Source organism: Pseudomonas abietaniphila (assembly GCF_900100795.1).
GTDB lineage: Bacteria > Pseudomonadota > Gammaproteobacteria > Pseudomonadales > Pseudomonadaceae > Aquipseudomonas > Aquipseudomonas abietaniphila.
This window is the reverse complement of the sequence record NZ_FNCO01000003.1, coordinates 37,176-49,531: the sequence shown is the minus strand read 5'-3', so window position 1 is coordinate 49,531 and position 12,356 is coordinate 37,176. Positions and strand designations below refer to the sequence as shown.

Genomic DNA, 12,356 nt, shown 5'->3' with positions numbered 1-12,356 from the left:
GATTCCCCAAACGACTTCGGACCAGTCTGCGTTTTTACCGATTGGACGGGCAATCGCCCGTCTTTGTAGCGCGCGATTATCTAGTAGCTCGCGTTACAACGCATCAGGGGAAACAAAGTATTTATGGCTTTTTGCCTAATAAATTCGGGTACGACAGGCAAAAACGGCGCTTTAGGTCTCAAGCAAAAATGTCACAGGGCCATCATTGATCAAATGAACCCGCATATCCGCACCAAATTGGCCCGAAGCGACTGTCCTGTGCGAGGTTTTAGCCTTTTCCAGTAAATAGTCAAACAGTTCGGCGCCTAATGCCGGCGGCGCTGCCTTCGAGAAGCTGGGTCGCATGCCGCTGCGCGTATCGGCTGCCAGCGTGAACTGGGAAACCAGTAACAATCCGCCGCCTACGTCACTCAATGAAAGATTCATCTTGCCGTCGGCGTCGCTGAACACACGATAGTTAAGCAGCTTGTGCAGCAATTTGTCGGCGCTGGCGCGGGTGTCCTGAGGCTCAATGCCGACCAGCACCAGCAGCCCCTGATCGATGGCGCCCACTGTCGCGCCCTCGACATCGACGCGTGCACCGCGCACGCGTTGAAGCAAACCTTTCATTTAAGCCTTCCTGCGATCCTCTCGAGTTCACCCAAACCCTGTGGGAGCGAATTCATTCGCGAGGCGTTGGTACATCCGACACAAAGGTGTCGGATGTACCGGCCAATCGCGAATGAATTCGCTCCCACGGTTTTAATCCAAGTAAGACAATTAAGCCTCTTCCGGCGGTAAATCCAGCAAACGCCGAGCCACTTGTGACGCTGCGCGCACCAGCGCATCGGTGATACCCGGTTCGGAAGCGGCGTGGCCCGCATCGCGAATCACCTGCAGTTCGCTGTTCGGCCAGGCCTGATGAAGCTCCCAGGCGTTGTCCAGCGGACAGATCACGTCATAACGGCCGTGCACGATGATGCCCGGCAGGTGCGCGATCTTGGGCATGTCGCGGATCAGTTGGTTCTCTTCAAGAAAGGCATTGTTGGTGAAGTAGTGGCATTCGATCCGGGCGATGGACAAGGCACGCTGCGGTTCGGAGAAACGGTCGACCACCAGCGGGTTGGGACGCAGCGTCGCGGTGCGGCCTTCCCACGTGGACCAGGCTTTGGCGGCGTGCATCTGGGCGATCTGATCGCTGCCGACCAGGCGTTTGTGAAAGGCGGTGAGCAGGTCGCCACGCTCATCCAGCGGAATGGGCGCCAGGTAATCCTGCCAGTAATCCGGGAACAGGCGGCTCGCGCCTTCCTGGTAGAACCACTTGATCTCCTGCGGACGGCACAAAAAGACGCCGCGCAAAATCAGTGCATGCACACGGTCCGGGTGAGTTTGAGCGTAGGCCAGCGACAGCGTCGAACCCCACGAGCCGCCGAACAACACCCACTTGTCGATGCCCAGGTGTTTGCGAATGCGCTCAAGGTCTTCGACCAGATGCCAGGTGGTGTTGTTTTCGAGGTTGGCGTGGGGCGTAGAACGGCCACAGCCGCGCTGGTCGAAGGTGATGATGCGGTAAAGGTTCGGATCGAAGAAGCGACGGCTCTGCGCGTCGCATCCCGCACCCGGCCCACCGTGGATGAACACCACCGGCAAGCCTTCTGGCGAGCCGCTTTCATCGACATACAGCACATGAGGCTCTTCCACTGCCAGATCGTGCCGGGCATAAGGTTTGATCTGCGGGTACAAAGTCTGCATAGGTGCTCCATAAGTCCAATTCAGGGGCTTCTATTTATCTGCCGTTGGGCATCATAAACCCGAATCGAGGAATGATCATGCTTGCCTGTTTCTGCACGGCTGTCACCCCTGATTTTGCGATTCACCCTTGAGCAATATCGAGGATAAATCGCCGTCGGAGCGCGCTTGCCCGCAATGAATCCTGACGTGGTGTCCCTGGAAGAATGCGGCGTCTGTATCGTGGGCAGGCACGCGCCTGCAAATGCCATCGCTGCCTTCAAAAGAACTGGAACGATCAATGCAAGCGATTCATGCGATAAAAATGGTCGCGAACCAGAGCGGGATGTCTGAGTCGAACCGAGGGTCGTGCAACGGGATATTTCATCCAGTCGGCAGGAAATAACCCATGACACGCCCTACAGTCAATCAACCCCATTTAATCGTCCAACCAACTTGAGGTCGTACCCGATGTCTCCGGAACCCAACGTTCGTGACGCTGAAGTGGCAGCCTTTCGTGAAGCTGTGCTGAACAAACTCGAGTATGCCGTAGGCAAGGACGCCGCCCATGCATTCGACCATGACTGGTTCATGGCCATCGCCCTGGCGACTCGCGACAAGATGGCAGAGCGCTGGATGAACCACACGCGCTACATCTATAAGCAGGAAAGGAAGCGTGTGTATTACCTCTCGCTCGAGTTCCTGATCGGGCGTCTGATGTTCGACAGCCTGAGCAACCTGGGCATCATGGAAATTGCCCGCGAAGCCCTCAAGGGCTTGAATGTCGATCTGGACAACATACGCACGCTGGAACCCGATGCTGCACTGGGCAACGGCGGTCTGGGCCGGCTGGCGGCCTGCTTCATGGAGAGCATGTCGACCCTGGGCATCGCCGGCCATGGCTATGGCATTCGCTATGAGCACGGTCTGTTCCGTCAGGCGATCGTCGACGGCTGGCAACAGGAACAGACCGAGAACTGGCTGGATTTCGGTAACCCGTGGGAGTTCGAACGCCCCGAAGTGATCTACCAGATCGGCTTTGGCGGCAGCGTGCAGCCTGTGCTTGATGTGACCGGAAACCCCGTGCTGGACGCCTCGGGTGAAACCCGTCAGGTATGGCATGCAGGCGAAACCGTGCGGGCGATTGCCTATGACACGCCGGTCGTGGGCTGGCGTGGCAAGGCCGTGAACACCCTCCGTTTGTGGCGTGCACGTGCGGTGGAAGACCTTCACCTTGAACGCTTCAACGCCGGTGACCACGTCGGCGCCGTGGCCGAGGTTGTCCGCGCCGAAAGTATCTCGCGCGTCCTTTACCCGAACGACAGCACCGAAGCCGGCCAGGAACTGCGTCTGCGCCAGGAATACTTCTTTGTGTCGGCCTCGCTGCAAGACCTGCTGCGCCGCCACAAGAACATGGGCTACACCATCAACAGCCTGCCGGAACACGCCGCCATCCAGATGAATGACACGCACCCGTCGATCGCCGTGGCGGAGCTGATGCGCATCCTCATCGACCTGTACGACGTGGAGTGGGACGAAGCCTGGCGCATCACGGTTGGCACCCTCGCCTACACTAACCACACCCTGCTGCCCGAAGCGCTGGAAACCTGGTCGGTCGGGCTGATGGAGCGGATGCTGCCGCGCCACATGCAGATCATCTACATGATCAACGCGCAGCACATCGACGATGTGCGCCTGAAGCACAAGGACGATCCTGACCTGTTCGGCCTGCTGCGCGCCGTTTCTCTGATTGAGGAAGAGAACGGCCGCCGCGTGCGCATGGGTAACCTGGCGTTCATCGGTTCACACAGCATCAACGGTGTGTCGGCGCTGCACACGCAGCTGATGCGCAAGACCGTTTTCGCGCAACTGCACAAGCTCTACCCAGACCGCATCAACAACAAAACCAACGGCATCACCTTCCGCCGCTGGCTGTTCCAGTCCAACCCGAAGCTGACGGCGATGTTGGTCAAGGAGTTGGGCGAGCAGGTGCTCGACAATCACGAAACCGCGCTGCTGAAACTGGAACCGCTGGCCGACAAGCCTTCCTTCCAGAAGGAGTTCGCGGCGCAGCGGTTGCACAGTAAGCAGGCTTTGGCGGCGATCATTCAGGACCGCATGGGGATCACCCTCAATCCTGAAGCGATGTTCGACGTGCAGGTCAAACGGATTCACGAGTACAAACGCCAGTTGCTCAACCTGTTCCACACGGTGGCGCTGTATCAGGCCATGCGCGCCGACCCGAGCACCAACTGGGTGCCCCGCGTGAAGATCTTCGCGGGCAAGGCCGCGGCCAGTTATCACTCGGCCAAACTGATCATCAAGCTGGCCAACGACATCGCACGGACGGTCAACAACGACCCGACCTTGCGCGGTCGGCTGAAAGTGGTGTTCATCCCCAACTACAACGTGAGTCTGGCGGAAAGCATCATCCCGGCGGCCGACCTGTCGGAGCAGATTTCCACAGCGGGCCTGGAGGCCTCGGGCACCAGTAACATGAAGTTCGGCCTTAACGGCGCGTTGACCATCGGCACCCTGGATGGCGCCAACGTGGAGATGAGTGAGCAGGTCGGGCTGGAGCATATGTTCATCTTCGGCATGACCGCGCAAGAAGTCGAAGCGCGCAAACATGCCGGTGAATTCAATGCCCACAACGACATTGCATCGTCCGCGCGCCTGAACGACGTGTTGCAGGCGATTCGTGGCGGCGTGTTCTCGCCGGATGATCCGTATCGCTATGTCGGTTTGATCGAGCAATTGATCAGCTACGACCGCTTCTTCGTCTGTGCGGACTTCGAGTCGTACTGGGCAGCGCAAGCGAGAGTGGAGGCACGCTGGCACGACGCGAAAGAATGGTGGCGCTCGGCGGTGCTCAACACCGCGCGCATGGGCTGGTTCTCCTCGGACCGGACCATTCGCGAGTATGCCAACGAGATCTGGAAGGCGCTGGATTAATAGCCTGCAAGCGCTCCTACATTGACTGGTGCCGATTCCTGCATCGGCGAACGACGCAGATACCTGTAGGAGCGTGGCTTGTCCCGCGATCTGTTGCGCAGCAACAGCACATTGGGTGAATGCGGTACGCCTGACATATCGCGTTCACCGATTTGACGACCGCTTCGCGGCCGATCGTCCGGATGCGGCCCAGAGACAAGCCTCGCTCCTACAGAATCTCTGTCGATCACCACGTTCGCGAACGCAAAAGATACCCTGTAGGAGCCTCAGTACCCGACACAAATTGTTTCCTCTTCCCCTGCGCCCGATATACTTCTCGCCATCGCCGGTCACCGGCCGAGAAGGGATGTCGTCGCGTGCAATGGATTCTTTTGCTGGCTGGCCTGTTTATCGGCGCGGTGCTCGATGAGTCGCTGACAGGCGGCGCCGTGGGTGCAGCGGTCGGCTTGGCACTTGGCTTGAGCTTCCGTCTGTCCTCGGTGTCCCGCGAAGCGGCCGAGCAGAAGGCCGAACTGGCGAAAACCCGATCAGACTTGCAAGCGATCCAGCAACGCCTGAATCAGCTCGATTCAGCCGCCGCGCAGATGCCGGATACACCCGCCCCCGCGCCGCTGGACATTCAGCCCATCGCCGACGCCGGACCTGAACTGCTCTGGGACCTGCCGGACCTGGAACCCGCAACGCCCGACCTCCCCGGCGACTCCGAATGGCGCAAACCGCCCGACGCCGCGCAACCCGTTCGCCCGGCCGCCAAACCGCCCGTTCGCGCCGAACCCACTGTGTTCGACAGCACGCTGCTGCGCGCCAAAGACTGGCTGTTGGGCGGCAATACGGTGTTGCGTGTCGGCGTGGTGTTGCTGTTTCTCGGCCTGGCGTTCCTGTTGCGCTACGCCACCGAAGGAATGGTTGTGCCGATCGAAGCGCGTTACGCCGGCGTCGCGCTCGCCGCCCTGGTATTGCTGGGTCTGGGCTGGTGGCTGCGACAGAGAAATGCGTCCTTTGCATTAATGCTGCAAGGCACGGGCGTGGCGGTGATGTACCTGACGGTGTTCGCCGCCATGAAAGTCCACACGTTGCTGGCCCCCGGCATGGCCTTTGGACTGCTGATCGCGGTGACCGCGTTCTCGGCAATCCTGGCGCTGACGCAGAACTCCCTGGCCCTGGCCTGCGTGGCAGCGCTCGGAGGTTTCGTGGCGCCGTTGCTGACGTCCACCGGGGACGGCAGCCATGTTGCGCTGTTCAGTTATTTCGCACTGCTCAACGCGGGCATCTTCGCCATCGCGTGGTTCAAAGCCTGGCGTCCGCTGAACCTGATCGGCTTCGTCGGCACCTTCGGTATCGGACTCGCCTGGGGATTGAAGGCCTACACGCCAGCGCTTTTCTGGAGCACCGAACCGTTCCTGATTCTGTTCTTCCTGATGTACCTGGCGATCGGGCTGTTGTTCGCCCGGCGCACGTTGCAGGCACACAGTACCGGCCCTGAAGACGACAGCCGGGAAGCCATGCTGCGCTGGTCGGCGAAGCAGAGCCAATACGTCGATGGCAGCCTGCTGTTCGGTACGCCCATCGCAGGGTTTGGCCTGCAATACGCAATCATCCAGCACATTGAGTTCGGCGCCGCCTTCAGCGCGCTGGTCATGGGCCTCTTATATATGGGTATCGCGCGGGTGCTCGCGGGCCGTGCGCCAGGGCGCGCGCTGCTGTTGGTGGAAACCTGCCTGGCGCTGGGCGTCGTGTTTGCCACGTTGGCGATTCCCTTGGGCCTGAGCGCGCAATGGACCACGGTGGCCTGGGCCGTCGAAGGCGCTGCTGTGTTCTGGCTCGGCATGCGACAGAACCGGTTGCTGGCGCGTTTCTTTGGCGTGCTGCTGCAGCTTGGGGCCGGGTTTGCGTTCCTGGGGGTTGTCGGGCGCTGGTACTCACCGAGCTTCAACCATGGAGACTTCTGGACGCCCTTGATCATTTCTCTGGCGGCGTTGATCAGCGCCTTTACGGTCGAGCGGATTGGCACCCTGCGCCTGGCGTTCAGCGAGCGGTTTCTCCAGCCGTCATTGCTGATCTGGGGCGCGTTGTGGTGGGCGATTGCGCTGTGCGTCAGCACCCATTACGTTACCGGCGAGCGGGAAGTGCCAACGCTGCTACTGCTCGGCGCTGTCAGCGTGGGTATGTGGACTGTCGTCTCGCTGCGTCTGAAATGGGCCGGACTGGCTCAGCTCTGCGTTTTACTGACCCCGGCCAGTGCTGTGCTTCTGGGCTTGATGCTGTTCAATCCGTATTTCAACCCGGCGGACGATGGCGGGTGGCTGGGCTGGCTCGCAGTGTTCGTCGCCCATTTCCTGTCTCTGAAACGTCTCGACCGCCTGTTGCTCCCGCGCCTGCGCAGCGCCGCGCATGTCGTGGGCTGCTGGTTGATGATCAGCGTGCTCTCCCTTGAACTGCGTTATGGATTGCTGGTGCTGTCGGAGTCGTACAACGCTTGGCGCTGGCTAGGCTGGGCACTGCTGCCAAGCCTGTACCTGTTGGCCATGACCGCTCCACGCAACTGGCCTTGGCCGGTCGGTGCATACCCCCGCGAATACCGGGTCTGGGCCGCCGCGCCGCTCGCACTGCTGATGCTGGTGTGGTTCTGGCTGGCCAACGTGTTCAGCGATGGCAACGCCGACCCACTGCCGTACATCCCGTTGATCAACCCGCTTGAGCTTGGGTTGCTCATCTCCCTCGCCGCCATTTTCAACTGGACCCGCACGCAACTCCCGAAGTTGGGGGTCAGCGCAGCGCATGCGCGCAAGGTCGCACTGATCATTGCAGGCGCGTCGATCTTCGCGTTGGTCACCGCCATGGTCATGCGCGGCGCCCATCACTGGGCGGGCGTTGCCTGGCACACCGACGCGCTGCTTGAATCCATGCGCGTACAGGCGGGCCTTTCCATCGTCTGGACCTTGATGGCGCTGACGCTGATGATCGGCGGTCACCTGCGCGCACGCCGCGACATGTGGATCGTCGGCGCGGTGTTGATCGGCGTCGTGGTCGCCAAATTATTCTTCGTCGAGCTGAGCAACCGGGGCGGGCTTGAGCGCATCGTGTCGTTTATCGGCGTTGGCATTCTGTTGCTCGTAGTGGGATATTTCGCACCATTACCGCCGAAAAGCCCTGCACGCAGTCCGTCTTCAACCGACGCTGCACCTCCGGATTCGGCACCGCAATGATGCCCAGGAGCCCGCCGTTGATTCGTCTGTCCCTCATCACGAGCGCCGTGCTCAGTGTATTGCTGTCCGCGGCGCCGCTGGCACACGCCCAGGTTCAGACTGAAGATCTCCCCGACGACTTCACCCACCATACGCCGCTCACCCTCAGCGGTGAGGGCCCGTGGTATCGGCTCGAATTGCCGTTGGCGCTGCAGCTGAATGCGCGTCAAAGCAACCTCAACGATGTGCGGGTATTCAATGCTGATGGCCAGGCCCAACCCTACGCGCTGACGTTCAGTCAGCCTGCGCGTGAAGAAGACCAGACGCCGGTCGCGGTGAAGTGGTTTGCGCTCTACAACAGCGATGACGCCAAGGATGCCGAGCCAAAGATTCGGGTCGAGCGCACGACCACGGGCACGCTGGTGGAGGTGCTGCCTCAGGGCGAAATCGAGGCCGGTGAAGAAATCCTTCGGGGTTGGTTGCTCGACACCAGCGCCATCCACGGGCCGCTGGACCGACTCGTGCTCGACTGGAGCACCGAACGCGAAGGCTTCCAGCGGTTCAGCATCGAGGCCAGTGACGACCTTCAGCACTGGAGGCGCTGGGGCGAAGGCCAAGTGGCGCGGCTGTCGTTTGCCGACGAGTTGGTCGAGCAGCGCGTCGTGACCTTGCCGGGGCGTAATGCCCGTTACCTGCGCCTGTTGTGGACCACGCCACAAACCGCCCCGACGCTCACGTCCGCGCAACTGATCAGCACGCGCCCCGGTGTCATGCCGCTCAGTTGGTCGCCGAGCATCAACGGCAGCGTCGAGAAGCCGGGCGTGTATGTCTGGCAATTGCCGGTCGCCCTGCCGCTCGAGCGCATGAAAGTCGCCATCGCGCAGCCCAACAGTCTTGCGCCTGCGACCCTGTATGGACGCCGCGACAACACCGCGCCGTGGCAACTGATCGACAGCGGCCTGCTCTATCGGCTGACCCAGAATGGTCAGGACGTGGTGCAGGACGAGATGGAGTTGCCGGGCAATGTCGTGCAGCAACTGAAGCTGGAGGTCGACGATCGAGGCGGCGGTCTGGGCAACGACGCACCCACGCTAAGCTTCGCGGTACGCGCCACGCAGTTGGTGTTCCTCGCCCGTGGCGCCCCGCCTTACAGCCTCGCCATTGGCAACGCGACGATAAAGGGCGCCAACTTGCCATTGTCGACCCTGGTGCCGGGGGGGACGCCCGAGAAGCTTGCGGCGCTGGGCAGCGCAAAGCTTTCGGTAACGCCCGTCTCGGTCCCCACGGTTGCGGCGCCGCTGGCGGCGGGGCCTGACTGGAAACGCATAGGGCTGTGGGGTGTACTGGTGCTCGGTGTGATTTTTCTGGGCTGGATGGCGATTGGCACGCTCCGCACATCCCGGCTTAAATAACGATCGGTGTTGTCCCGCTGGCTGAACCGATCCCGCACCTCGAAAAGCGCGGGGAATGTACACCGTCTTGTCACTGTGCAGCGTTTACGATTCTGTAGCCCGTGAACTCAATCACTACCAAGTCGGTCTGACAGGCAGTATTAAGTCGTTACACGCGTTAAACTGTGCGCGTTTTTTATCCCCTTCTTCGGAGCTCTCCATGTCCCGCGTTACCCTGAGTCGCTATCTGATTGAGCAGACCCGCAGCAACAACACTCCTGCCGATCTGCGCTTCCTTATCGAAGTGGTGGCGCGTGCGTGCAAGGAAATCAGCCACGCAGTATCCAAAGGCGCCCTGGGTGGCGTGCTGGGCAGCATGGGTACTGAAAACGTTCAAGGTGAAGTGCAGAAGAAGCTGGACGTGATGTCCAACGAAATCCTGCTCGAAGCCAACGAATGGGGCGGTCACCTGGCCGGCATGGCGTCGGAAGAAATGGACAACGCCTACCAGATTCCGGGCAAATACCCGAAGGGCGCCTACCTGCTGGTGTTCGACCCGCTCGACGGTTCGTCAAACATCGACATCAACGCCCCGGTCGGCACCATCTTCTCGGTATTGCGTTGCCCTAACGAATACCTGAGCCAGAACGAGGCCCTGAACGAAAAAGCCTTCCTGCAGCCGGGCACCCAACAGGTGGCCGCCGGTTACGCGATCTACGGCCCGCAGACCATGCTGGTACTGACGCTGGGTGACGGCGTCAAAGGCTTCACCCTGGACCGCGAGATGGGCAGCTTCGTCCTGAGCCATGAAGACATCAAGATTCCAGAGTCCACTCAGGAATTCGCCGTCAACATGTCCAACCAGCGCCACTGGGAAGCCCCGGTCAAGCGCTACGTCGAAGAACTGCTGGCCGGTGAAGAAGGCCCGCTGAAAAAGAACTACAACATGCGTTGGGTTGCAGCCATGGTTGCCGACGTGCACCGCATCCTGACCCGTGGCGGCCTGTTCATGTACCCGCGCGATGCTCGCGAGCCGTCCAAGCCGGGCAAACTGCGTCTGATGTACGAAGCCAACCCGATGTCGTTCCTGGTGGAACAGGCGGGCGGCGCGTCCACCGACGGCCATCAACGCATTCTCGACATTCAGCCCGAAGGCCTGCACCAGCGCGTAGCGGTGTTCCTGGGTTCGAAAGAAGAAGTTGAACGCGCGACCTCGTACCACAAAGAGTAAGCCATCATGAGCGCGCCTTGGCTGCCGCTGTTGGACTGGTGGTTCGGTTTTGCCGAATCACCCGCCGACATCGCCAAGGCAAAAAACAAGCTCTGGTTCGGCAAGAAGAAGTCCCAGGACACCGACGCGTTGCACCGCTTCGGTGGACTGGTCGAGCTGGCACTCAAGGGTGAGCTGTCCGCATGGACGGAAACCCCGCAGGGCTGGCTGGCGCTGGTGCTGTTGCTCGATCAACTGCCGCGCATGATTTATCGCGATACACCCAAGTCTTATGCAGGCGACAGCCGTGCTCAGGCGCTGGTCAAACATGGCCTGAAGCTCGAGCGCGATCTGGCGCTGACGCCGATACAACGCACCTTTATCTATCTGGTGCTCGAACACACCGAGCAACTGGACGCTCAGGACGAAGCCATCCGCCGCTTCGCCGACCTTCTCCCGTTACTGCCCGCGACCGACCGCGACTACTTCACCCAGACGCTGAATTACGCGAAGAAGCACCGCGGGGTGATCGAACGGTTTGGCCGCTTTCCGCATCGCAATGAGGTGCTGGGGCGTGAGCCCACGGCTGAAGAAGTGGCGTTTCTGAAGGAGCGTGGGTCGCGGTTTTGATGACGACACAAACCCACCGTGGGAGCGAATTCATTCGCGATTGGCCGCTACAGCCGATGCACCTGTGTTGAATGCCCTACCGCATCGCGAATGAATTCGCTCCCACAGAGGGAATGCACGCGTTCCACACCTTGTTATTCCTCTCACGGAACCAGATCCACCCTTTTCTCTTCTAAGCTTTCGGCATCACGCCAGTGAGTGCGCCCAAGGCGTACCACTGCGACGTCGCCCCCTCTCGGTTCAGGAGCTTCACCCATGTCTTTGCGCTCTCTCATGTTGCTGTCGTTCTGCGTGCTGCTGGCCGCCTGCAGCAAGATCAATCAGGAAAACTATTCGAAAATATCGGCGGGCATGTCCAAGGCCGAAATCGAGCAATTGCTCGGCAGCCCGAACGAGTGCTCGGGCGCATTGGGGATGGCGAGCTGCACCTGGGGCGATCAAAAGACGTTCATCAGCGTTCAATACGCCGCTGACAAAGTCGTACTGTATTCGGGTCAGGGGCTCAAATGACTATCTCACGCATGATCCGCGCAAGTGCACTGGCGATGGCAACGTTGTGGCTGACCGCGTGCGCGTCGACACCCGGAGAGTCGATGGCGCCGAGAACTGAAGGCCATGTTGACCTCAAACGTTATCAGGGCACGTGGTACGAACTGGCGCGCCTGCCGATGTTTTTTCAGCGCAACTGCGCGCAATCCGAGGCGCACTACGCGCTCAAACCTGACGGCAACATTGCCGTGACCAACCGCTGCCGAACGATGGAAGGCAAGTGGGAGGAAGCCACGGGCACCGCGTCGCCTCAGGTCGAGGGCAAGACCGACAAGCTCTGGGTCGTGTTCGATAACTGGTTCTCAAGGCTGCTGCCCGGCGTCGCGAAAGGCAACTACTGGGTGCTCGACGTCAGCGACGATTACAAGCTGGCAATCGTGGGCAACCCGAACCGCAAGTACCTGTGGCTGCTGTCGCGTACGGCGCATGTCGATGACAAGACCCGCAATGACCTGCTGATGAAGGCCCAACAGCAGGGCTATGACACCACCCGGTTGATCTGGCGGGTGGAGGATTCGAAGATCGCCAAGGTGGCTGAATAGCGTCGCTTCCGTGTAGGAGCGCGCCTGATCTGACGTTTTCGCCAGCAAGCCGGCCACCGATTCGATGCCTGACGCACTTGCCTCTGACGCCCCCATCCCTGTAGGAGACGTCCGAGGTTACGAGGGCAGCGAACGCGGTGGGTCAGTGGCGAAAATGTTAGATGACCCACCGCAATCGTCAGGATGC

At 60.6% G+C, this 12,356-nt stretch carries 9 protein-coding genes; 7 read left to right on the top strand and 2 right to left on the bottom strand.

The window, feature by feature from the left end:
• Positions 1–171 precede the first annotated feature (171 nt).
• A complete protein-coding gene (gene dtd, locus BLS87_RS07070) occupies positions 172–609 on the bottom strand; it encodes a D-aminoacyl-tRNA deacylase (RefSeq protein ID WP_074751501.1) in 438 nt (145 codons plus the stop codon).
• Between the two features lie 150 nt (positions 610–759).
• A complete protein-coding gene (pip, locus tag BLS87_RS07065; RefSeq protein ID WP_074751497.1) occupies positions 760–1,731 on the bottom strand; it encodes a prolyl aminopeptidase in 972 nt (323 codons plus the stop codon).
• A gap of 447 nt (positions 1,732–2,178) precedes the next feature.
• Between pip and BLS87_RS07060 the strand changes: the two genes are divergently transcribed.
• From BLS87_RS07060 to BLS87_RS07030, 7 genes are all read left to right on the top strand, one after another.
• The gene (locus BLS87_RS07060) at positions 2,179–4,662 is read left to right on the top strand and encodes a glycogen/starch/alpha-glucan phosphorylase (RefSeq protein WP_074751495.1); all 2,484 of its coding nucleotides are present in this window, start codon (positions 2,179–2,181) and stop codon (positions 4,660–4,662) included.
• A 356-nt stretch (positions 4,663–5,018) separates the two neighbouring features.
• Positions 5,019–7,868 carry a DUF2339 domain-containing protein gene (locus tag BLS87_RS07055; protein WP_074751493.1) on the top strand — a complete coding sequence of 950 codons (2,850 nt, stop codon included), beginning with the start codon at positions 5,019–5,021 and terminating at the stop codon, positions 7,866–7,868.
• Positions 7,868–9,259 carry a DUF3999 domain-containing protein gene (locus BLS87_RS07050; protein ID WP_074752159.1) on the top strand — a complete coding sequence of 464 codons (1,392 nt, stop codon included), beginning with the start codon at positions 7,868–7,870 and terminating at the stop codon, positions 9,257–9,259. The genes BLS87_RS07055 and BLS87_RS07050 overlap by 1 nt, the downstream gene beginning before the upstream one ends.
• A gap of 199 nt (positions 9,260–9,458) precedes the next feature.
• Positions 9,459–10,469: a class 1 fructose-bisphosphatase gene (locus BLS87_RS07045; protein ID WP_074751491.1), complete on the top strand. Its 1,011-nt coding sequence runs from the start codon at positions 9,459–9,461 to the stop codon at positions 10,467–10,469.
• A 6-nt stretch (positions 10,470–10,475) separates the two neighbouring features.
• Positions 10,476–11,078: a DUF924 family protein gene (locus tag BLS87_RS07040; RefSeq protein WP_074751489.1), complete on the top strand. Its 603-nt coding sequence runs from the start codon at positions 10,476–10,478 to the stop codon at positions 11,076–11,078.
• Between the two features lie 255 nt (positions 11,079–11,333).
• A complete protein-coding gene (locus BLS87_RS07035) occupies positions 11,334–11,588 on the top strand; it encodes a hypothetical protein (protein WP_074751487.1) in 255 nt (84 codons plus the stop codon).
• Between the two features lie 35 nt (positions 11,589–11,623).
• Positions 11,624–12,169, top strand: coding sequence for a lipocalin family protein (locus BLS87_RS07030; RefSeq protein ID WP_244165815.1), 546 nt, complete (start codon positions 11,624–11,626; stop codon positions 12,167–12,169).
• The last annotated feature ends 187 nt before the right edge of the window (positions 12,170–12,356 follow it).